The following is a 21,677-nucleotide window of genomic DNA, read 5'->3' as shown; positions in this document are numbered from 1 at the left end:
GTCCAGCAACGCATCCGGTGTATCGCAAGCCAGACGTAACCGACCCCCTGCGCAGCTCGGTCGGCGCAGGGGGCGTGGTGGCGGCGGTCAGGCAGTCTCGGTTGACTGCTTCGGAGTAGCCCGCATGCCGACGTAGCAGCATTCGGTGCCGTCGGCGAGGGTGGCGAAGACGACCGGCATGTAGTCCTCGCTGAAAGACGGCCCTGCGCCGGAGGCTGCGAACACGGTGGGCGAGACCGGAGTCAGTTCCATGCTCAGTGTCGGCGACACGCCCGCCATGCCGTCGACGAATTCGTAGCGCATGTGGCCGGTGCCATCGGCACGTTCGGTGACGGTGATGACAACTCCGGCGCGCCGGTAGGTGCCGACGAACGGGGCGATGTCCACCGCGACCGGCGGGTCGGCCGGGCCGAACGCGTCGGGCATACGGACGTCCGCCAACTCGGCGAGCAGCTCGCGGAACAGTGCCGCGTACAGCTGGCGTGCGCCACCACCGTTGGTGAGCAGAGCAACCGCGACCCCCGCCTCCGGTACCGCCCGCAAATAGGCGTACTGGCCGATTGCGGCGCCGTCGTGGCCGAATCCTTTGACGCCGTCCCAGTCGTACAGGGTCCAGCCGAGACCCCAGCCGTCGGCGCTGACCGTCCACTTGTCCGGGACGTCGATCTCGCGATGCTGCATGGCCGTGACGGACTCGGCGGAAAGAACCCGGGTGCCGTCGGCGGCGAGCCCACCATCGAGGTGCATGCGGGCGAAGCGGACCATGTCGCCCGCCGAGCTGATCACCCGCGCGGCCGGCGCGACCGAGCGGGGCATGAGGTCCCACTCCGGCGCGGGATCCGGGTCGGCGCCCGGCTCGCCGAGGTGGCTCATGGCGACGCGAAACCGCAGCGCCTGCTCCGGCAGGGTCACCAGACGCCCGAGTCCCAGCGGGGTGGCGAGCAGGTCGTGTACCGCCTGATCCCAGGTCTTGCCGGTAAGCACTTCGATCACCCGACCGAGCACCACGTAGCCGAGGCTGCCGTAGGACATCGCCGTTCCCGGCGCGCAGTCCAGCGCGACATCCCGTGCAGCCCTGACATATTCGGCGAGGCATTCGTCACCACGGCCGGTGTCGTGGTTGAAATCGTTTGTCACGCCGCCGGTGTGGCTGAGCAGCTGCCGGATCGTGATCCGCCGCGTCGCCTCCGGGTCGGGTGTGCCGAACTCGGGCAGCACGCCGACGACCGGAGCGTCGAGGTCGAGCTTGCCCAGGTCCACGAGCCGCATGATCATCGTCGCGGTGTAGACCTTGGCGACCGAGCCGCACAGGAACACCGAGTCGTTCGTCACGGCCGCTCCGGTTCCTCGGTGCAAGACGCCACTGGCGATCTCGTAGATCTGTCCGTCGACCAGCACGGCGAGCGATGCGCCGGGTACGTGGTGCGCGGCACGCAGCTCATCGAGCCGCGCCTGCCACCGTGCGACGGAGAACCGGCGACCGGACGAGTCCACGGTCCCCCAACTCCCTCGGACATTCCAATCGCCCGCCACGTCCCAGCTCACAGTGTTCGACATCGTTTTGCTCCCAATTTCTTCCAGTCGGCGCGTACGCCGTTCCTCTATGCGCACACTGTACCCACATGGGAGCGATGTGCGCAACTGCTCGCGGAATCGCTACTGACCTATGACCGAATTCCGCACAACGTCGGCCGACCGCCGACCACGCTCAGACACGACCCCGCCTGATACGACTGAGTGCGCCGCTGCGGCGTGCACGGTCAGGACCCGGCAGACCTGCGGAGATCTGATCGCCGCCCACGTTCCCGCACGATGACGAAACCAGCACGACAGCGAGCGGACCCGACTACCGAACGGTCCTCGATATCGAACGCCGTCGCTCCGGTTCAGCCCCTGCGGAACGAACCGAGACGACGGGCGAGCCGAGAAGCGGCCGCTCCACCGGCATTGACGGCCAGATGCAGGAAAGCCGGGGCTGTGGCGCTCTCGGCGCGACGGCGCAGTCGGCCGAGCACGAAGCCGCCCACCGAGGTCGCGGCAATGGTGGCGGGCACACTGTCACCCGCCGCACGCGCGGGCGCAATATGCCACAGCCCGAAGGTCGCCGCGCCGAGCAGCGCACCGACTCGTGTGCCGAAAGTCTTGTCCAGTAGGGGATCCAAGGTGGCGCGGAAGACGAGTTCCTCGCTGTAGACGGTGCCGATCGGGATGTGCACGGCAACCCACTCCGCGGCCGACACCTCAGGACTCCGATCGGCGAATTCCCCCAGACGATGCCGCACCGACGGAATGGCAAGGGTCGCAGCGTAACCGGCGGCGACCACCGAGGCCGAGACCAACCCGTAGCGCACACCACGCGACGCGCACCAGTTCGGCCTGCCGTGCAGCGCCAGCGCGTATCCGGTGGCGAAACCCGCGTTGGCGGCGGTCCGGCCACGGATGCCGAGCCCGAGCCGGGGCAGCACCCAGTTGCTCCAGGCCAGCGGAACGGCAACAGCCGCGGCCGTTCCCGCGACACGCAGGCGGCTCACTTGATCGTCCGCTCGTAGTCCTCCGCGGCCTCCAGCTCGACCCGGATCCGCTCGGAGATCTCCGCGGTCCAGTCCGGTGGCGCCGCGATGGCCGCCCAGCCGTCAAGCACCAGGCTGCCATAGCGGTGCCCGTGACCGTCGGTGACGCCCTGAGCGTTGGTGAGATCGGCGGCGACCTGCCAGAACGTCACGAACGGCCACCAGCGCATTTGCGAAGACACGTCCGACCCACGCGGCTCGGACAGCCAATCCGGCTGCGAGAAGATCAGATCCGGCGACCACCAGACGATCGGGTCGGAGGCGTGTTGCAGGTACGCGATGCGCGGCGGCCGCCATTCCGACGAGGGCCGCGCCAGATCGGCGCTGTCGGAGGCGAACCGGACGACGAGCCCGTCCGCGTACAGCGGCTCGACCTCGCGCGAGCCCGGATCGCGGCGCGAAACGAACTGCTTCCATAAGCGGTTCGAGTTCGGCGGGCCGACCCACAGCGCGCCGTCCACCTTGGTCCGCAGATCGGCCAAACCGTCGAACGCGGCCTCGGACCCCTCCGAACCCAAGCTCTCCCCATACACCAGCAGCTTCGGCCGCAGCTGCGGCGGTCGCGCCGTCCAGTGCAGGTACACCGCGTCGAACAGGCGCTTACCCGCGGCCGTCGCCTTGCCACGGTCGGCAAGGAACGACAGCACACTGGGCAGATACGAGTACTGCGTGGCCACGATGGCGGTGTCGCCGCCGTACATGTACTCGATCGCGCCGGTCGCCATGGAGTTCACCCACCCGGTCCCGGTCGTGGTGACCACCACGAGCACCTTCCGGTCGAACGCTCCGGTCCGTTCCAGCTCGGACACCGCCAGCTCGGCCTGTTCCTCGCCATCTCCTGCGGATTCCAGACCGACGTAGGCCCGGATCGGTTCCTCGGCCGGCCTGCCGGTGACCGAGGTGATGCGACTCGCGGTGGGGCCGTGGGAGACGAACCACCGACCTTCGAACCCGAGTGTCTCCCATTTCGCCAGCGAGGCCGGGCTGCCCGAGCGCTCCGGCTGCCGCGGCTGGACCGCGTTCTCCGAGTTGTGGTCGTTGCGCACGCTGAACGCCGAGTTGGCCACCGCGAAGAACGCCCGCGAGGCCACGCCGTTGAAGATCGTCACGGCCAGCACGACCAGCACGAGGAACCCCGCCGCCGGCGCCAGTTCACGCGGCACCCGCACCCACCGGTTGAGCAGACGAGCCACGAACAGGATGATCTCGCGCCCCGTCCGGTACACCGCGACCACCGCGGCGCCGATCGCCACGCTCAGCAGACCCGTGCGCAGGTAGGCGGGCGTGGTGGTGCCCTCCATGCCCATCAGCGCGGTGATCTCGCGCTGCCAGCGTGCCGACTGCACGAGCATGAGCGCGGCGCTCAGCGCGGCGGTGAACAGGATGGCCGACTTCACTGCGTAGCGCACCCAGGTGGGCGGCGCGGGAATCTTCAGCCGCGGCCGCACCCACAGCCGGAACAACCATTCCAGCAGACAGCCGACGCCGTACCCGAGCGCGGCGTTGACCCCGCTGATCAACCCCTGGAACAGCCAGTCACGCGGCAGCAGCGACGGCGTCACCGACAGCGCGAAAAATACCGTCGCGACCACAAGGCCGACGTAGTTCAGGTCGATGATCTCCTCGGCGCGCCGGACGACCCCGATGCCGCGCTTACGCAGCCTCTGCATGGTCGTGGCGGTCTCCAGCACTCGACCAGTATGGCGGTCGCCACGGACGGCCCGACACGTTGCCCGGCCGCGACACGGACGCCGTCGACAGGGATCACACCGCGCGACGGCGGAGAACACCACCGCGGAGGCCATCTGCCAAGGCACGGCAACTACCCCCATCCGTCGCCTGACCACGCACCTGGGCGGGCCCGGCAGTCGAGGGATCCGGGCTCGCCCAGGTCGGCGTTCCAGCAAGCGCTTTCAGATAGTGCCTGCGCCGAACAGCTTCGGCAGTGTGCCCTCGTGCGCGGCACGCAACTCGTCCATGGTGATCGAGAACTGGCCCTGCACCTCGACCGAATCCGACCCCTGGTCGACCACGCCGATGCGCACCCACGGCAGTTCGCGGGCGGTGCACATGCGGGTGAACCTGGTCTCCTCCGAACGTGGCACGGCAACGAGCACCCGGCCCGTCGACTCGGAGAACAGCATGACGAACGGGTCGGCATCCTCGGGAAGCAGGATGCGGCAACCGGTCTCACCGGCCAGCGCGGCCTCGACGATGGTCTGTGCGAGCCCGCCCTCCGAAAGGTCGTGCGCCGCACTGATCATGCCGTCGCGCGAACCGGCGGTGAGGACCTCGGCGAGCAACTGCTCGCGGGCGAAGTCGACCCGCGGCGGGACGCCGCCGAGGTGGTCGTGCGCGACCTGCGACCAGATGGAGCCGCCGAACTCGTCGCGGGTATCGCCGAGCAGGATCAGCGTCTCGCCCGGCTCCAGGCCGAGCCCGTTCGGAATGCGGCGGTGCACGTCGTCGAGCACACCGAGCACGCCGACCACCGGGGTCGGCAGGATCGCGGTCCGGCCGGTCTGGTTGTAGAAGCTCACATTGCCGCCGGTGACCGGAATGCCCAGCGCCACACAGCCATCCGCGAGACCGCGCACGGCCTGCTGGAACTGCCACATCACGCCCGGGTCCTCCGGCGAACCGAAGTTGAGGCAGTTGGTGACCGCCTTCGGAGTCGCGCCGGTGGTGGCGACATTGCGGAATGCCTCGGCCAGCGCGAGCTGTGCACCGGTGTAGGGGTCCAGCTTGGTGTAGCGGCCGGAGGCGTCGGTAGCCAGTGCGATGCCGCGGCCGGTCGCCTCATCGATCCGGATGACGCCCGCGTCGGCGTGCTCGGCGAGCACGGTGTTGCCGCGCACGTAGCGGTCGTACTGCTCGGTGATCCACTTGCGGCTGCACAGCTGCGGGCTGGAGATCATCTGCAGCAGCGTGGCGCGCAGTTCATCGGCGGTTTTCGGCCGGGTCAGCTTGTCGGGGGTGTCGGCGATCAACGCGTCCTGCCCGTCGGGGCGCTGAACCGGGCGCTCGTACACCGGGCCCTCGTGCGCGACGGTGCGCGGCGGCACGTCGACGACGGTCTCGCCGTGCCAGGTGACCACGAGCCGGTCGCCGTCGGTGACCTCGCCGATCACGGTGGCCAGCACGTCCCACTTGCGGCAAACAGCCATGAACGCGTCCACGTTCTCCGGGCTGACCACCGCGCACATGCGCTCCTGCGATTCGCTGGAGAGCACCTCGGCGGGGGTCATGTTGGCCGCGCGCAGCGGAACCTTGTCCAGTTCGATGTGCATGCCGCCGTCACCAGCGGCCGCGAGCTCGGAAGTGGCGCAGGACAATCCGGCGCCGCCGAGGTCCTGGATGCCGACGACAAGCTTCGCCGCGTACAGCTCGAGACAACACTCGATGAGCACCTTCTCGGTGAACGGGTCACCGACCTGCACCGAGGGCAACTTCTTGCGGCTGCGCTGCCGGTCGGGGCCCGCAAGCGACCCTTCCGAAGCCGGATCCGATTCATCGGAGAAGGTGTCCGAGGCGAGTACCGAAACGCCGCCGATGCCGTCCAGGCCGGTGCGCGCGCCGAACAGGATGATCTTGTTGCCGGTCCCGGAGGCGAAGGCCAGGTGCAGGTCCTCGACCCGCATCACGCCTGCGCACAGCGCGTTCACCAGCGGATTGCCCTGGTAGGAGGCGTCGAACACGGTCTCGCCCCCGATGTTCGGCAGGCCGAGTGAGTTGCCGTAGCCGCCGACGCCGCGCACCACGCCGTCCACCACGCGACGGGTGTCGGCCGCGTCCGCCGCACCGAAGCGCAGCTGGTCCATCACCGCGATCGGACGCGCGCCCATCGCCATGATGTCGCGCACGATGCCGCCGACCCCGGTGGCCGCGCCCTGGTACGGCTCGACGTAGGAGGGGTGGTTGTGGCTCTCCACCTTGAAGGTGACCGCCCAACCATCGCCGACGTCGACCACGCCCGCGTTCTCGCCGATACCGGCGAGCATGGACTTGCGCATCTCGTCCGTGGTGGTCTGGCCGAAGTAACGCAGGTGCACCTTCGAAGACTTGTAGGAGCAGTGCTCGCTCCACATGACGGAGTACATCGCAAGCTCGGCGTCGGTCGGCCTGCGACCAAGGATTTCCTTGATGCGGGCGTACTCGTCGTCCTTGAGGCCTAGTTCTTTGTGGGGTTGCGACACATCGGGGTTTGCTGCGGCTGCGCTGACGGTGTCGACCTGCGGAGTCACGGAGTACCAGGGTCCTTTCGGCCGGGCAGGGGGTCGGCAAGCCGGCGGAGCCGGCGGGGTGGGCGAACTCAGCGAAGCGACGAGCGTTGTCACTGGGTTGCGGCGAGATGCCTGTGGGTAAGTCTAGAGGCAGGGGGTGGGCGCCGCGCAGCTGAGGGCGCGGCAGCGGCACCGGCCATGGTCCGTGACCACCCCCGCGGCATGTCGGGTGGACGTAGCCATGCGGGTCAACCGGCCGGGCGGCCGAACCGACCGGCTACTCTGAGCCGGTGAAAGAAGGATCGGGGGTTGCGAATCCGGGTGAGCAACCGGTCGCCGCCGACGCCGCTCGCGCCGGGAGCGCGGATTCCACGTCTACCACCCGCACCGCATCGCTGAACCTTTCGTCGCCTCAGGTGCGCTGGCTGATTGCCGCCATTGCGCTATTCGCGGTGTCAGCGCTCGTCTCGCTGCTGGCGCACTGGTGGCACGGCTTCATCGATCTCCGGGTCTATCGCAACGGCGCCCAGGCCTGGCTGGACGGTCGCGAGTTGTACGGCCCGATGCCGCCCGTCCTCGGAATCGGGCTGCCGTTCACCTATCCCCCGCTGGCCGTTCTGCTCTTCGCTCCGCTTGCCCTGATGCCGCTGCCGATCGCCGAGGTCCTGGTGGTCGCCAGTTCCGTACTGAGTCTGGGTATCACGGTGTGGCTGGTGCTCGCGCGCATCCGCCCTGAACTGTCCAGGCCGGCCGCCCTGACATCGGTCATCGGCGCGGTAGCACTGGCGCAGTTCTTCGAGCCGATCCGCCAGACGTTCGGCTTCGGCCAGATCAATCTGGTGCTGATGGCCGCGATCACACTGGATTGCCTGGTGCGCAAGCCGTCGTGGCCGCGTGGCATGCTGATCGGCATCGCGGTGTCGGTGAAGCTGATCCCAGCCGGATATCTGCTGTACTTCCTGATTCGCAAGGACTGGAAGGCGGCAGGCACGCTCATCGTGTCCGCGATCGCGGCGGTCGGCATCGGATTCGTGCTGTTCCCGAGCGACTCGGCGGAGTACTGGTTCCACGCCCTCGCCGACACCGACCGGATCGGCCCGCCCTATTTCGCGGGCAACCAGTCCATCAAAGGGATGACATTCCGTCTAGGCGTCACCAATTCGGTGGCCACCCTGCTGTGGATCTCGCTCTCGCTGATCGCCGTCGCCCTCGCCGCGGTGTGGATGCGCAGGCTGATCGGCGCGGGCGCCACCGTCGCGGCGCTGCTGGTGAACGCCGCCGCCGTGCTGCTGGTCTCACCGGTGTCCTGGTCGCACCACTGGGTATGGATCGCGCCCGCGCTGGTGGTCACCGCTGACACGATGGTGCGCGGCAGGCGCGGGCCCCGTCTGATCAGTACCGTCGCGGCGTTCACCGTGTTACTCCTGATCGGCCCGCACTGGCTGCTGCCGCACTCCACCGACCGCGAGCTGGACTGGGCATGGTGGCAGCAGATCATCGGAAGCAGCTACGTGCTGGCCACCCTCGGGGTCTTCGTGATCGCGGTCGCCACCTACCGCCCCGTGACCTCAGGTGTGAGGAAGGCGGCCAGCGCCGCCGCGTAGGCCGGGACATCCGCCGCGCCCATCAGCTCACGCGCCGAGTGCATCGCCAGCTGCGGCGCCCCGACGTCGACCGTCGGCATGCCGGTGCGGGCCGCGGTCATCGGGCCGATGGTGGAGCCGCAGGGTAGGTCGGCGCGATGCACGTAGCGTTGCAACGGAACTCCGGCCTGCGCGCAGGCCAGCGCGAACGCTCCCGCGCCCGCCGCGTCGGTGGCGTAACGCAAGTTCTGGTTGACCTTCAGCACCGGTCCCCCGTTCACCTCGATCCGGTGCGCGGGCTCGTGCCGCTCCGGGTAGTTCGGGTGCGTCGCGTGCGCCATGTCGCCGGACGCGCACACCGAACCGGCCGACGCGGCCAGATAGTCGGCGCGTCCGCCGCCGCGCGCGAGCACGATGCGTTCCAACACGGTGGGAAGCAGATCCGACTGCGCTCCGCGATCGGACTGGCTGCCGACCTCCTCGTGGTCGAACATGGCCAGTACCGGGATGGCCGCGCCCGGCTCGTCGATCGCCGCGAGAAACGCCCGCAGTCCCGCGAAGCAGGTGCCTTGGTTGTCCAGGCGTGGTGCGCTCACCAGATCCTGGTCGCGCCCGACGAGCCTGCTCGGCGTCAGGTCATGGGTCATCAGCTCCCAGCCGAGCACCTCGTCCGGGTCGACCTCGGCGCGGCCTGCCACGAAATCCAGGAACGCGTCCGACTCGTACCCGACGCCCCACACCGCGTTGACATGACGCTGCGGGTCCAGCGTGACGCCTCTGCGGTCCTCGGAGAGGTGGATGGCCAGTTGCGGCACCCGCAGGATCGGCTCGTCAATGCGAACCAGCCGCTCGCGCACCGTGTTTCCTTCGCGCACGCTCAGCCGCCCAGAGACGCCGAGCTCACGATCCAGCCAGGAATTCAGCCACGCGCCGCCGTAGGGCTCCAGGCCGACCAGCTGCCAGCCCGCGGAGACCAGGTCCGGGTGCTGCTTGACGCGCAGGTTGGGACTGTCGGTGTGTGCGCCGACCACCCGGAACGGGGTCGCACCCGAGGAGTCCGCCGTGGCCCAGGCGACCAGCGATCCGCCGCGCACCACGTAGTGCCTGCTCGGTGCGTCCGAGGGCCAGGGCTGCGACTCGACGAGCCGGGTGAAGCCGCGAGCGTCCAGTTCGCCGGCGACTGTTCGGCAGACATGGAACGGCGACGGCGACTCATCGATGAACGCGCACAGCGCGGTGGCCGTGGCGTCGGTGGTGGAAACGGGCATGCCTGCGATCCTAGGCAAACGGGGCCTCAGGACCGACGCACCGCCCCGGGACGAAAGCCGTCCGGCGCGTAGCTCGGGCGACTCCTGGCCACATTTGCCCACAATCCGACAATTCGGCCGATTCGTTCATCCGGTCGATTAATTCATGCCGTCAGGAATGGGCGGTCTATGCCGAATCATGCACTCCGTACCTTCATCGGATGAATCAGCCTGCGACAGCTTACTCCGGCGCAACAGAAACGTTTTCCAGCAATCGCAGGAGTTCGGCGTATCGGCGCGCACCGATTCGCGCGCAACTCCTGCTCCGCGGGCTCCTCTTCCGCGATCGAACACGGCTACATCGCGCGGGCCGATGGCGTCGAGTTCGACATCGTCGACCGAATCACCCGATACGCGATCGGCGGCAGACTAAGCGGAGACCAAAGTGTCCAGCACCGAGAGGAACAGGCCGAGGCCGTCATCGCTCGGGCCGGTCAGCGGCTCGGTGGCGTGTTCGGGGTGCGGCATCAGGCCGACGACGCGACCGTTGGCCGACGCGACACCCGCGATGCCGCGCTGCGAACCGTTCGGGTTCGCACTCGCGTAGCGGAAGACCACCCGGCCCTCACCCTCCAGCTCATCGAGCACGGTGGCCGAGGCCTGGTAGCGGCCCTCGCCGGACTTGAGGGGGACCAGGATCTGGGCGCCCGGCTCGTAGCGGGAGGTCCACACCGTCGACACCGATTCCACCGTCAGCCATTCGTCGCGGCAGATGAAGTGCAGACCCTCGTTGCGGGTGAGCGCGCCGGGCAGCAACCCGGCCTCGCACAACACCTGAAAGCCGTTGCAAATACCCAGCACCGGCAGGCCCGCGGTCGCCGCGCGCACCACCTCACCCATCACCGGGGCGAACCGGGCGATAGCGCCGGCGCGCAGGTAGTCACCGTAGGAGAAGCCGCCGGGCACGACGACCGCGTCGACGCTCTTCAGGTCGGCGTCGGCATGCCACAGGCTGACCGCCTCGGCACCCGCCAGGCGCACCGCCCGAGCGGCGTCGACATCGTCGAGCGTGCCGGGAAACGTGACGACCCCGATACGCGCGGTCATGAGAGGCGGACCACCTTCCACTCCTCGATCACCGTGTTGCACAGCAGCGATTCGGCGATCTGCTCGAGCGCCTCGTCGTCGACGCTGTCATCGATGTCGAGTTCGAATCGCTTGCCCTGACGCACATCCGAGATGCCCTCGAATCCCAGGCGCGGGAGCGCGCCGACGATGGCTTGTCCCTGGGGATCCAGGATCTCGGCCTTCGGCATCACCTCGACCACGACTCGTGCCACGCGTTGCTCCTCAAGTGGTTGGGGGGTTACCTGAGCAGCCTAGTTGTGCTGGTCGCGAGCGGCATCCGCGGGGTCGGACAAAATAACCCGTCGTGTCGCCGAGAACACAGCGCAAGTCCGCAAACACAGCGCGAGTCTTACGAGCGCCGTTCGCGGCCCGTCTCGCATCCGGCCGTCCGCAGCGCATGCGACGTAGTCGCGAGTCGCGGATGGTCGGATGCGAGACTGCGGGGGGCCGCGAACACGCCGCGCGAAGGCGCGGCAAATTCAACACAGCACTAGCATCGCGGAATGCGCATAGCCCACTTCGGTCACTCCTGTCTCCTCGTCGAGCTGCGCGGCAAGAAGATTCTGTTCGACCCGGGCACTTTCTCGCACGGTTTCGAGGGCCTCACGGGCCTGGACGCGATCGCTGTCACCCACCAGCATCCCGACCACATCGACCCGAACCGGATCGACGCGCTCGTCGAGGCCAACCCCGGCGCCCGGCTGCTGTCCGACCCGCAGACGGCCCAGCAACGCGGCGGGCAGTGGGAGGCGGTGCACGCGGGCAACGTGCTCACGCTCGGCGATCTCCAGATCACCGGGGGCGGCGGCAGGCATGCCGTCATCCACCCCGAGATCCCGGTGATCGACAACACCGTCTTTCAGCTGGGCACTCCGGACGATCCTGCTCAGCTTGTCCACCCGGGCGACTCGCTGTGGGTGCCTCCGGTCCCGGTCGGCGTGCTGGCCGCGCCCGCCGCCGCGCCGTGGATGCGAGTCAGTGAGGCCGTCGACTACGTGCGCGCGGTCAATCCGCGCACCGCCTTGCCTATCCATTTCGGCATCATCGTGCCGGAGGCGCAGGGCATCTACTTCGGCCGCCTCGCCGAAATGGCGCCCGCCGGAACCGAATTCCGGGTGCTCGAACCGGAGGACGCCACCGAGCTGTAGCCGTTACCCGGTGTAGGTCGCCAGAAACAGCGCCTCGGCGAGCGCCATGCGCTCGATCTCCTTCGGGTCCACGCTCTCGTTGGGCGCGTGGATGAGGCATGCCGGTTCCTCGACCCCGAGCAGCATGATCTCCGCGCCCGGGTAGGTGTCGGCGAAGACGTTGCACAGCGGGATGGATCCGCCCTGGCCCTGTGTGGTCGCGGGGCGACCGTAGGACGCGGCCAGCGCCGCCTCCATCGCAGCGCGGGCAGGCCCGCCGGTGCCGGAACGGAATGGGGCGGCGATGCCTTCGAGTTCGACCGTCAACTTCGCGTGCCACGGCGTGTTCGCCTCCAGGTGCGCGATGAGCGCTTCGTGCGCCCGGCCCGGATCGGTCCCCGGCGGGATGCGCAGGCTCAGGCGGGCGCGGGCGATCGGCGGGATCGCGGCGGAGGAACCGACCACCGGTGGTGCGTCGATGCCGAGCACCGTCAAAGCCGGTCGCGCCCAGAGCATGTCGGCGACGGTGCCGTCGCCGGTCAGGTCGACACCGCTGAGGACGCCCGCGTCGGCGTGGAACTGCTCGCTCGGATACTGGACGCCCGGCCAGACCTGCTCGTTCGGCAGTCCGGCGACGGTGGTGTTGCCGCGCTCGTCGCGCAGCGAGGCGAGCAGATGGATCAGTGCGGCCAGCGCGTCCGGGGCCGGGCCGCCGAACATGCCGGAATGCATGGCCCCCGCGAGGGTTTCGATGGTGACCACAACATTCACGCCGCCGCGCAATGTCTCGGTGAGGGTCGGCACGCCGACCGCGAAGTTGCCGCAGTCGCCGATCAGAATCGCGTCCGCCCGCAAGAGATCCGGATTGGCCTCGACGAAAAGCTCCAGTCCCCTGGTGCCCTGCTCCTCGGAGCCCTCGGCGACCAGGGTCACCCCGAGCGGCAGATCTGCGCCGAGCGCGCGCAACGCCGTGAGATGCATGATGATGTTGCCCTTGCAGTCGGCGCTGCCGCGCCCGTACCACCGCCCGTTCTTCTCCGTCAGCTCCCACGGCGGGGTACGCCAGGCCGCTTCGTCCATCGGCGGCTGGACGTCGTAATGGCAGTACAGCAGCACCGTCGGCGCGCCATCCGGCGCAGGGCGCGCGGCGATGACGGCCTTACTGCCGTCGGGTGTTTCGTGCAGACCGACCCTGGTCAGTCCCGCCGCGGCGAAGGCGTCGGCCACCCACTGCGCCGCTCGCTCACACTCTTCTTGCGGAAACTGTTTGGGGTCGGCCACCGACCTGAGCGAAACGAGCTGGGCCAGATCGGTTTTCGCTTGCGGCATCAACCCGGCGACCTGCTCGCGCAGCGCCGCGGTGCGTTGATCGTCGATCATGCCCGCGCCTCGATTCTTCGCGTCGTCGACTGTCATGTCCGGTGGACAGGTGCCGATCCGTTCCGTGCGGCTACAGCCTGCCGCCAACCACCCCGGTTGTCACCGGGCGACTGCTCGGACCGCTCGCCCCGTTGCCTCGATCAGCAGAGACGATAGATCCTCGCAGACGATCCCGCCGTGGTTGCCGAGCGGGTCCGCCAGCACTCCATGAGAGCTGCGCGCCATCTGCTGTCCAGTGGCCGTCGAGTGCGTCGGCGCGGTTGGCAACAACGCAAACCGATCGGTCCTTCAGTCGAATCCACGGGCCGAGCGGCCGATACCGAACTGGTCCGACCTGCGAATACAAGAACTCAGCCGCGCCGACCCCGCATTGTGTCAAGCTGGAGCCACCAGGCGCCGGCAACCAGTCGGCATCCTCGATGGTCAATGAATGCACGGCAAGCGCAGCCGGTTTCGGCCTACCGATTCCGGCACCCGCCCAGGCACACCAACGAGCCGAATCGGGAGGCCGTATCCATGCCCGACACCGAAGGACCCGACGACCTGTTCGCTCTGCCCGGCCTCAGCCGGACCGCGCCGAAGGGCGGATTTCCGGCGAGCGAGATGCTTCCCCAGGCCGCTTACGAGATCGTCCACGACGAGCTGATGCTCGACGGCGTCGCCAGGATGAACCTGGCCACCTTCTGCACCACCTGGGTGGACGACCAGGCGCGCAGGCTGATGGCCGAATGCCTGGACAAGAACATCGTCGACAAGGACGAATACCCGCAGACCGCCGAGCTGGAGCGGCGCGGCGTCCGGATGGTCGCCGACCTGTGGCGTGCGCCGGACCCGGCCACCACGCACGGAACCTCGACGACCGGGTCGAGCGAGGCGGCCATGCTCGGCGGGCTCGCGGCCAAGTTCCGCTGGCGCAAGCGCGGCGGCGGCTCCGGGACGCCCAACTTCGTCTGCGGGCCGGTTCAGGTCTGCTGGGAGAAGTTCGCACGCTATTTCGACGTCGAGATCCGGCAGATCCCGCTGCGCGGCGACCGACTGACCATGCACCCGGACGACGTCGCCGCTCACTGCGACGAGAACACCATCATGGTCGTGCCCACCTTCGGTCAGACCTTCACCGGCCTGTTCGAGGATGTTGCCGGGATCAGCGCGGCACTGGACACACTGCAACAGACCAGCGGCCTCGACATCCCAATCCACGTCGACGCCGCCAGCGGCGGCTTCCTCGCCCCATTCACCGCGCCCGACCTGGTCTGGGACTTCCGGCTGCCCAGGGTCAAGTCGATCAACTCCTCCGGCCACAAGACCGGGCTCGCGCCGCTCGGCTCGGGCTGGGCGATCTGGCGCGAGGCGGGCGATCTGCCCGAGGAGCTGATCTTCAACGTCGACTATCTCGGCGGAAGCATGGCCACTTTCAACCTCAATTTCTCCCGCCCCGGCGGCCAGGCGATCACGCAGTACTACGACTTCATCCGGTTGGGCCGGACCGGCTACGCCAGGGTGCAGTCCACCATCTACCGGGTGGCACAGCACTTGGCCGCCGGACTGCGCAGGCTGGGGGTCTTCGAGATGATCCACGACGGCGATCCGCAGCGCGGCATCACCGCGGTGTGCTGGCGGCTGACCAGCGATCCCGGATTCAACCTCTACGATCTGTCCGACCGCCTGCGCACCAGGGGCTGGCTGATAGCCGCGTATCCGCTACCCCCGGACCGGGACGACGAAACGATCATGCGCGCGGTGATCCGGCACGGCTTCACCGTCGACATGGCCGACCTGCTGCTCGAAGACCTGATCCGCTGCATGAAACAGCTGGAGCGACGACCGTTTTCGACCTCGCTCACCCGCGCGGAGGCGGGTGGCTTCACGCACGACGCGACAGCCGCCGTACCGGACGCGAAGATCCCGCCCGCATGATGGGCGCAGCCGGACGAAGAAGTCCGCCCGCAGCCCACACCGGGCCGAGCGAAGGCGAGGCAGCCGCCTAGCGACCGGCGCGCCGCCGCCCGATTAGGCCATTCGCGGGCGGCGGCGCCGATCGGGCGCACACACGGTGCCGACCGGTAACGGGTGGCGACCACACCTGCCACCACGGCTCATTCATGCGGCTCGGGCGGCCGGATACGGCTCCCAGCGGTAGGTGTGGCCGAGCGCACCGTGGAACAGCGAAAGGTCGACGGCGTCGAGCATTGCCTGGCGCGGACCGGAACGGTCCAGCTGTGCGGCGGAGACGGCGAGGCGCAGCACGCCGCCGCGACGGGCGGCGCGGGCGGCGCCCATTACCAGGGCGCGGCACCACCACGGCTCCGCACGGAGACCCTCACCGATGCCGTACACCCGGGATTTCTGTGCCATGTCACGCTCCAGGTCGAAGATCGAAGTGAGGCCGAGCGCGAGCCGGAAGCCGACCTCCGGCAGCGCGTCCAGCGCGCCTGTCGAGGCATCCCAGCGCGGAGCCGCGAACAGGCGGGTGCGCAGATCGACCTGCTCCATCACTCGGTCGGCGGCGGTCAGCCGCAATCGCGCCTCGTGCCTGGGCAGGGCGGCGAATTCGGCGCGTCGCGGCTTGGTGGCCGCCTGGTCGTAGCCATGCAGCACGATAGCGTCACCGCGGGCCCGGCGCCCGCGCAACCACGCCTGCGTCGCCGGGTCGTCGACCAGCCGGTATTTGCCCTTCAGCCGCGGCGCGACCAGCAGCGAGAGCGGCACGCCGCGGCGATCCATCTCCTCGGCGAATTCCATCGCCGTGCCACGGTTGGTGTCCCTGATCCCGGAAACCGACACGATCAGCTCAGCGTTCATGAATCAACGGTGCGAGCGGCACATGTCCTCGACATGCAGCCCGCATGACCACGCGACGAACACTCCGACACGCCTCGGTCGAGCGCGCCGCTACCACCGGTCCCAGTGCAGAACCTGCTCGCGCGGGACGCGCACGGCCGGCTTGAAGTCGGTGCCGATCGTGTATGCCAGCGGGATGAATGCCGCGAGCATGACTTTGGACCGCCACCGAGGCGCGATCGGTCCGACCTTCGACAGCCGGGATCACGATCGCGGGGACGCGGTGGATGTTCTCGGCGAGATACCGCAGTCCGCCGAAGATGCGGTCCATCGCACCGGGATCGACCTGCATGCGGCGCACGTCGGCGCCGGTCAGTGGCTGCCCGCCGCCGAGCGCGAGCGACCTGCGGAAGATGTCGGCCACGACCCTGCGGCGTGCGGGGCTCGGTCACCACCACGAAGTGCCAGCGCTGCCGGTCGCGGCCGGTCGGCGCAGCATCTGGTGTTGAAGATGCTGGAGGCCGTCGGCGCCTGCGCACAGCAGACCTTGAGCGAGGAACTGCGCATCGACCGCAGCGTGATGGTGACCCTCTGTGACGACCTCGAGCAGTCGGGTCACATCCGGCGCGAGCGCAATCCCCGCGACCGCCGGTCCTACGCCGTCACCCTCACCGACACCGGGCGCAAACGGCTCCGCGGCGCGGAGTCGGCGGTGCCCGCTTTTCTCGACGACACCTTCGCCGCGTTGTCGCCGAGCGAGCGGCGTCGACTCACCGCTCTGCTCGGCAAACTCCTGTTCCCGACCGCCACCGGATGACGGGACGAACGTGCCTACGCGCCGGCGAGCCCCACGGTGTCGAGCACCCAGGCGTACTCGAACGCCACTTCCTTCCACTTCTCGTAGCGCCCGCTGACGCCGCCGTGCCCTGCGCTCATCTCCGTCTTGAGCAGCAGCGGCGCGTCGCCGGTCTTGGTGGCACGCAGCTTGGCGACCCACTTCGCGGGCTCGACGTAGAGCACACGGGTATCGTTCAGACTGGTGATGGCCAGGATCGCCGGGTAGTCCTTGGACACGACGTTTTCGTACGGCGAGTAGGACTTCATGTACTCGTAGACGTCCTTGTCCGCCAGCGGGTTTCCCCACTCGTCCCATTCGATGACGGTCAGCGGGAGCGACGGGTCGAGGATCGAGGTGAGCGGATCGACGAACGGGACGTTGGTCAGGATGCCCGCGAACAGCTCGGGCGCCAGGTTCGCCACCGTGCCGACGAGCAGACCGCCAGCACTACCTCCGTCGGCGACCATCCGGTCCGCCGCGGTGATGCCGGTGTCGACGAGATGCCGTGCGCAGGAAACGAAGTCGGTGAAGGTGTTCCTCTTGGTGAGCGTCTTGCCGTTCTCGTACCAGAGCCTGCCCATCTCACCGCCGCCGCGCACATGCGCGACCGCGAAAACCATGCCGCGGTCCAGCAGCGACAGGGACGAGACCGAGAACGAGGGGTCGATGCTCGCCTCGTAGGAGCCGTAACCGTAGAGCAGCAATGGTTTCGGCGCATCGGCCGCGGCGTCCTTCTTCCGCACCAGCGAGATGGGAATCCGGGTGCCGTCCTCGGCCATCGCCCAGTCCCGGTGCTGTTCATAGTCGTTTGCGTCGAAACCGCCGAGCACTGGCTGCTCTTTGCGCAGCAGCAGATCGCCGGTCGCGGGGACGTAGTCGAACACCCGCATCGGTGTGATGAACGAGGTCAGGCCGATGCGCAGGGTGGGCTGAGCCCATTCCGGGTTGGAGCCCATGCCGACCGCGAAGAGTTCCAGGTCGAACGCGAGTTCGCGGCGCTCGCCATAGCCGGATTCGGTCAGTGGCCACACCGCGATCCGGGTCAGCGCCTCGCGCCGGTAGCTGAGCACCAGGTGATCGCGGAACGGGTCGACCTCCTCGAGCCGCACGTCGTCGCGGTGTCCGAGCAGCAGCGTCATGTTCGACGGGTCGTCGACCGGCGCGTCGGCGAGGACGAAGTTCTCCGCCTTCACCCCGTCCACGACGCCGTTGTGCCAGATCAGGAACCGGTCCTCGCCGCCGATCACGGCGTGCTCCGCGGAATACTCGACGCCCTCGCGGCGCGGCAGCAGCACGCGGAATTCGCCCTCGGGATCATCGGATTCGAGTACCAAGGCCTCGCTGGTGATCTTCGAGTTGACCGAGATCATCAGGTATTTCTCCGAGCGGGTCGCGCCGATGCTCACCCAATACCGCTCGTCTGGCTCGTGGAACACCTTGACATCGGGCTCCGTGCTGCCGAGCCGGTGCCGCCACACGGTGTCGGGTCGCCACGACTCGTCGACCGTCTGGTAGAAGACATGCGTGCCGTCCAGCGACCAGGTAGCGCCCGGCGCGGTGCCGGCGATCTCGTCGCCGAGCAACTCGCCGGTGCGCAGGTCCTTGAACCGCAGCACGTAGCGCTCGTCGCCGACGTTGTCCACCGAATAGGCGAGCCAATTGCCATCGTGGCTGAACGAGTACGCGCCGAGCGAGAAGAAGTCGTGGCCCTCGGCCAGCACGTTGCTGTCGAGCAGCACCTGTTCCCCCGGAACCTCGGTTCCCGCTTCCAGCTGCGGCGGCGTCCACGCGTCGATGCCCTCGACGTCGGAGGCGATCGGACACCGGCAGTGCACGCCGTACTGCTTGCCTTCGAAGCTGCGCGAGTAATACCAGTAGTCGCCCATGCGGGACGGCACGGACAGATCGGTCTCCTGGGTGCGCGCCTTGATCTCGTCGAAGATCGCGTCGCGCAGCGTGTCCAGGTGCGCGGTCCGCGCCTCGGTGTAGGCGTTCTCCGCCTCCAGGTGGGCGATGACGTCGGGGTTCTCCTTGTCCCGCAGCCACTCGTACTCGTCGACGAACAGGTCGCCGTGGTGCACCCGCTCGGTGGGGACCGTCTTGGCGATCGGCGCCGCTACGACGGGAGTGCCGTTGCCGGGTTCGGAGATCGTTCCGCTGTCGAGAGCCATGGCGTCCACCCTACTGTTCGGGCGCCTCGCCGCCCGCAGCCTGGATGATGCCGTCCAACATGTCGCTCGTCCGACGCCGATCATGCATTGCCTGGTCGATCCGCGCGAGTTCCTCGGTGAGCCTCTCCACCAGGAACGGCGTCGCCAGCGCGTTCGGGGTGCCATCCAGGTCGTGGATACACGGCAGCAGCTCGCCGATGGTCTCGCTGTGCAGGCCCGCGGCGAACGATTTCCTCGACAACCACGCACTCGGCGACCTGCGGCCGCGGTGGCACGGCGCACTGGTGGCCAACATCGGCGAGAATCGCGACCCGACGACGGCGGCCGGCGCGGAAAACGTGCTGCGCACCGGGCTCGCCGATCTGGTCTCCTTCGGCAGGTCGTTCATCGCCAACCCCGACCTCGTCCATCGCATCCGGCACGATCTCCCGCTTGCCCCGATCCGCGAGGAGATGCTCTACGGGCGTACCGCCGAGGGCTACAGCGACTACCCGAGCTGGACGACAACCGCAGTCGCACGCTAGCCCGCGGATCCATCAACCGCTGCACTCGTCCCCATCCGCCGCTACCTCGGTGCCGACGAGTGGCACACCGTGGAGGACCTACTCGGCCGACGCCGCAACAGTGTGCCGCTCGCGGGCTGTACAGCGGGTCAATCCGCTAGTGCGCCGCGAATCGAGCCCGCGAGATAGTCCAGGTCGGCGCGGCGCGGGCTGGTCGGGCGACCGCGCAGCCCGAATCCGTCGCCCGGCGTCCGCGGGATGACGTGCAGGTGCACGTGGAACACCTCCTGGCCCGCCGTCACCCCGTCGGCGAGAAAGAAGTTGACTCCGTCGCACCCCACTTCGCTGGCCCGCAGCGCCGCGGCGAGTCGCTGTCCCACCTGGAACAACTTTCCACCGATCGCGGGATCGAGCTCCGCGAGACTGCGCGCCGCCACCTTCGGCACCACCAGCAGATGCCCTGGCGTCATCGGCCGAATGTCCATGAACGCCAGCACATCATCGTCCTCGTACACCGTGCTCGCAGGCGCTCGACCAGCAACGATATCGGCGAAAATCGTGTACGGATTCACGAGCAGCAGCCTAGATGTTCATTTGTGGTGTGGCGGGCTACGATCGACTTCGCGGCGAAAGCCCCAGCCCCGCTACAGGATTGGAGACGGCGTGTAGCGAGCCGCGTCGGGATAGCGGTCGACCAGTTTCTGAACCTGGCCCACTACGTCGGCAACCTGGGCGTCGGAGGCGCCGACGAAGGCGGACTTGTCGGACAGCGCGGCGTCGAGGGCAGCTCGGTCGAGCGGGAGGCGGCTGTCGCCGGCCAAACGGTCCAAGAGGTCGGGCTCGCGGCCCTGCTCCCGCATGGCGAGGGCGACAGCGACAGCGTGCTCCTTGATGACCTCGTGCGCGGTTTCGCGGCCGACGCCGGTGCGGACCGCCGCCATGAGGATGCGAGTGGTGGCGAGGAAGGGCAGGTAGCGGTCCAGCTCGCGGGAAACGACGGCTGGGTAGGCGCCGAACTCGGCGAGGACGGTGAGGAACGTTTCCATCATCCCGTCGATGGCGAAGAAGGCGTCCGGTAGCGCGACGCGGCGCACCACCGAGCAGAACACATCGCCCTCGTTCCACTGCGCGCCCGCCAGCTCGGCCGCCATCGAGGCGTAGCCGCGCAGCACCACCTGCAGGCCGTTGACCCGCTCACAGGAGCGGGTGTTCATCTTGTGCGGCATCGCCGAGCTGCCCACCTGCCCCGGCTGGAAGCCCTCGGTGACCAGCTCGTGCCCGGCCATGAGTCGGATGGTGTGCGCGAACGACGAGGGACCGGCGCCGACCTGCACCAGGGCGGAGAGCACGTCGTGGTCGAGCGAACGCGGATACACCTGGCCGACGCTGGTGAGCACGGTGGCGAACCCGAGATGCCTGGCCACCTGCTGCTCCATCCGCGCCAGCTTGGCCGGGTCGCCGCCGAGCAGGTCGAGCATGTCCTGCGCGGTGCCCATCGGGCCCTTGATCCCGCGCAGCGGGTAGCGGTCGATCAACTCACGCAGCCGGGTCAGCGCGATCAGCAGTTCGTCGGCGGCGGAGGCGAACCGCTTGCCGAGAGTGGTGGCCTGGGCGGCGACATTGTGCGAGCGGCCCGCCATCACCAGCGTCTGATATTCGGCGGCGCGTTCGGCCAACCGCGCGGCGATCGCGACACCGTGCGCGTGCACATGCTCGAGCGAAAGCCGGATCTGCAACTGCTCCACGTTCTCGGTGAGATCGCGGCTGGTCATGCCCTTGTGCACATGCTCATGTCCGGCAAGAGCGTTGAACTCCTCGATGCGGGCCTTCACGTCGTGGCGAGTGACCCGCTCGCGTTCGGCGATCGAAGCGATATCGACCTGGTCAAGCACCCGCTCGTAGTCGGCGACGACACCCTCGGGCACCTCGATGCCCAGTTCGGACTGCGCCCGCAACACCTCCAGCCACAACCGCCGCTCGAGCACGATCTTGTATTCCGGCGACCACAGGTGCACCAACTCGGGGCTGGCGTAACGGGTGGCGAGGACGTTGGGGACGAGAGTCACGACTGTGCCTCGCTGACGCTCGGCTCCGTCGTGCCCTCGGACGCTGTGTCGATGGTTCGC

At 68.5% G+C, this 21,677-nt stretch carries 18 protein-coding genes; 5 read left to right on the top strand and 13 right to left on the bottom strand.

What is annotated here, in order from left to right:
* Positions 1 to 87 precede the first annotated feature (87 nt).
* The 4 genes from OHB12_RS27840 to purL all read right to left on the bottom strand — a co-directional run bounded on the left by OHB12_RS27840 (position 88) and on the right by purL (position 6,814).
* Positions 88 to 1,557, bottom strand: coding sequence for a serine hydrolase domain-containing protein (locus OHB12_RS27840; protein WP_327112176.1), 1,470 nt, complete (start codon positions 1,555 to 1,557; stop codon positions 88 to 90).
* A gap of 329 nt (positions 1,558 to 1,886) precedes the next feature.
* Positions 1,887 to 2,531, bottom strand: coding sequence for a CPBP family intramembrane glutamic endopeptidase (locus tag OHB12_RS27835; RefSeq protein ID WP_327112175.1), 645 nt, complete (start codon positions 2,529 to 2,531; stop codon positions 1,887 to 1,889).
* Positions 2,528 to 4,261 carry an alpha/beta hydrolase gene (locus tag OHB12_RS27830; protein ID WP_442799865.1) on the bottom strand — a complete coding sequence of 578 codons (1,734 nt, stop codon included), beginning with the start codon at positions 4,259 to 4,261 and terminating at the stop codon, positions 2,528 to 2,530. The genes OHB12_RS27835 and OHB12_RS27830 overlap by 4 nt, the downstream gene beginning before the upstream one ends.
* A gap of 222 nt (positions 4,262 to 4,483) precedes the next feature.
* Positions 4,484 to 6,814: a phosphoribosylformylglycinamidine synthase subunit PurL gene (gene purL / locus OHB12_RS27825; protein WP_327112173.1), complete on the bottom strand. Its 2,331-nt coding sequence runs from the start codon at positions 6,812 to 6,814 to the stop codon at positions 4,484 to 4,486.
* 269 nt (positions 6,815 to 7,083) lie between these two features.
* Here purL and OHB12_RS27820 point away from each other — a divergent pair, with 269 nt between their 5' ends.
* Positions 7,084 to 8,397 (top strand): glycosyltransferase 87 family protein, encoded by a 1,314-nt coding sequence (locus OHB12_RS27820; RefSeq protein ID WP_327112171.1) that lies wholly within the window; start codon positions 7,084 to 7,086, stop codon positions 8,395 to 8,397.
* On the opposite strand, the gene OHB12_RS27815 is transcribed toward OHB12_RS27820, so the two are convergent.
* From OHB12_RS27815 to purS, 3 genes are all read right to left on the bottom strand, one after another.
* On the bottom strand, positions 8,346 to 9,644 hold the full coding sequence (locus OHB12_RS27815; RefSeq protein WP_327112169.1) for a M18 family aminopeptidase: 1,299 nt from the start codon (positions 9,642 to 9,644) through the stop codon (positions 8,346 to 8,348). The two genes, OHB12_RS27820 and OHB12_RS27815, sit on opposite strands and share 52 nt — an antisense overlap.
* A 408-nt stretch (positions 9,645 to 10,052) precedes the next feature.
* The gene (gene purQ / locus OHB12_RS27810; RefSeq protein ID WP_327112167.1) at positions 10,053 to 10,730 is read right to left on the bottom strand and encodes a phosphoribosylformylglycinamidine synthase subunit PurQ; all 678 of its coding nucleotides are present in this window, start codon (positions 10,728 to 10,730) and stop codon (positions 10,053 to 10,055) included.
* Complete coding sequence (gene purS, locus OHB12_RS27805; RefSeq protein ID WP_327112165.1) at positions 10,727 to 10,963, bottom strand: phosphoribosylformylglycinamidine synthase subunit PurS; 237 nt, start codon at positions 10,961 to 10,963, stop codon at positions 10,727 to 10,729. The genes purQ and purS overlap by 4 nt, the downstream gene beginning before the upstream one ends.
* Before the next feature lie 291 nt (positions 10,964 to 11,254).
* Between purS and OHB12_RS27800 the strand changes: the two genes are divergently transcribed.
* Positions 11,255 to 11,899, top strand: a complete 645-nt coding sequence (locus tag OHB12_RS27800) for an MBL fold metallo-hydrolase (protein ID WP_327112163.1) — start codon at positions 11,255 to 11,257, stop codon at positions 11,897 to 11,899.
* Positions 11,900 to 11,902: 3 nt separating this feature from the next.
* Here the strand turns inward: OHB12_RS27800 and OHB12_RS27795 are convergent, their stop codons facing one another.
* Positions 11,903 to 13,258 (bottom strand): dipeptidase, encoded by a 1,356-nt coding sequence (locus OHB12_RS27795; protein ID WP_327112161.1) that lies wholly within the window; start codon positions 13,256 to 13,258, stop codon positions 11,903 to 11,905.
* 516 nt (positions 13,259 to 13,774) lie between these two features.
* Here OHB12_RS27795 and OHB12_RS27790 point away from each other — a divergent pair.
* The gene (locus OHB12_RS27790) at positions 13,775 to 15,175 is read left to right on the top strand and encodes a glutamate decarboxylase (RefSeq protein ID WP_327112159.1); all 1,401 of its coding nucleotides are present in this window, start codon (positions 13,775 to 13,777) and stop codon (positions 15,173 to 15,175) included.
* A 183-nt stretch (positions 15,176 to 15,358) separates the two neighbouring features.
* On the opposite strand, the gene OHB12_RS27785 is transcribed toward OHB12_RS27790, so the two are convergent.
* On the bottom strand, positions 15,359 to 16,060 hold the full coding sequence (locus OHB12_RS27785) for a DUF2334 domain-containing protein (RefSeq protein WP_327112158.1): 702 nt from the start codon (positions 16,058 to 16,060) through the stop codon (positions 15,359 to 15,361).
* A gap of 190 nt (positions 16,061 to 16,250) precedes the next feature.
* Here OHB12_RS27785 and OHB12_RS27780 point away from each other — a divergent pair, with 190 nt between their 5' ends.
* Positions 16,251 to 16,856, top strand: coding sequence for a MarR family winged helix-turn-helix transcriptional regulator (locus tag OHB12_RS27780; protein WP_327112156.1), 606 nt, complete (start codon positions 16,251 to 16,253; stop codon positions 16,854 to 16,856).
* 14 nt (positions 16,857 to 16,870) lie between these two features.
* On the opposite strand, the gene OHB12_RS27775 is transcribed toward OHB12_RS27780, so the two are convergent.
* Entirely contained in the window at positions 16,871 to 19,048 is a 2,178-nt protein-coding gene (locus OHB12_RS27775) for a S9 family peptidase (RefSeq protein ID WP_327112154.1), read from the bottom strand.
* Positions 19,049 to 19,058: 10 nt separating this feature from the next.
* Positions 19,059 to 19,289, bottom strand: a complete 231-nt coding sequence (locus OHB12_RS27770) for a hypothetical protein (protein ID WP_327112152.1) — start codon at positions 19,287 to 19,289, stop codon at positions 19,059 to 19,061.
* 43 nt (positions 19,290 to 19,332) lie between these two features.
* Between OHB12_RS27770 and OHB12_RS27765 the strand changes: the two genes are divergently transcribed.
* Positions 19,333 to 19,572, top strand: coding sequence for a hypothetical protein (locus OHB12_RS27765; RefSeq protein WP_327112150.1), 240 nt, complete (start codon positions 19,333 to 19,335; stop codon positions 19,570 to 19,572).
* A gap of 128 nt (positions 19,573 to 19,700) precedes the next feature.
* On the opposite strand, the gene OHB12_RS27760 is transcribed toward OHB12_RS27765, so the two are convergent.
* The gene (locus OHB12_RS27760; RefSeq protein ID WP_327112148.1) at positions 19,701 to 20,123 is read right to left on the bottom strand and encodes an HIT family protein; all 423 of its coding nucleotides are present in this window, start codon (positions 20,121 to 20,123) and stop codon (positions 19,701 to 19,703) included.
* A gap of 72 nt (positions 20,124 to 20,195) precedes the next feature.
* Complete coding sequence (gene purB, locus OHB12_RS27755) at positions 20,196 to 21,617, bottom strand: adenylosuccinate lyase (RefSeq protein ID WP_327112146.1); 1,422 nt, start codon at positions 21,615 to 21,617, stop codon at positions 20,196 to 20,198.
* Between the last annotated feature and the right edge of the window lie 60 nt (positions 21,618 to 21,677).

It is taken from the genome of Nocardia sp. NBC_01730, assembly GCF_035920445.1.
Classification (GTDB): Bacteria; Actinomycetota; Actinomycetes; order Mycobacteriales; family Mycobacteriaceae; genus Nocardia.
This window is presented reverse-complemented; position numbering and strand designations above follow the sequence as displayed.

Coding starts and splice junctions, on each gene's coding strand:
- OHB12_RS27840 (WP_327112176.1), bottom strand. CDS start 1,557: ATGTCGAACACTGTGAGCTGGGACGTGGCGGGCGATTGGAATGTCCGA.
- OHB12_RS27815 (WP_327112169.1), bottom strand. CDS start 9,644: ATGCCCGTTTCCACCACCGACGCCACGGCCACCGCGCTGTGCGCGTTC.
- purQ (WP_327112167.1), bottom strand. CDS start 10,730: ATGACCGCGCGTATCGGGGTCGTCACGTTTCCCGGCACGCTCGACGAT.
- OHB12_RS27800 (WP_327112163.1), top strand. CDS start 11,255: ATGCGCATAGCCCACTTCGGTCACTCCTGTCTCCTCGTCGAGCTGCGC.
- OHB12_RS27795 (WP_327112161.1), bottom strand. CDS start 13,258: ATGATCGACGATCAACGCACCGCGGCGCTGCGCGAGCAGGTCGCCGGG.
- OHB12_RS27790 (WP_327112159.1), top strand. CDS start 13,775: ATGCCCGACACCGAAGGACCCGACGACCTGTTCGCTCTGCCCGGCCTC.
- OHB12_RS27785 (WP_327112158.1), bottom strand. CDS start 16,060: ATGAACGCTGAGCTGATCGTGTCGGTTTCCGGGATCAGGGACACCAAC.
- OHB12_RS27780 (WP_327112156.1), top strand. CDS start 16,251: ATGACTTTGGACCGCCACCGAGGCGCGATCGGTCCGACCTTCGACAGC.
- OHB12_RS27775 (WP_327112154.1), bottom strand. CDS start 19,048: ATGGCTCTCGACAGCGGAACGATCTCCGAACCCGGCAACGGCACTCCC.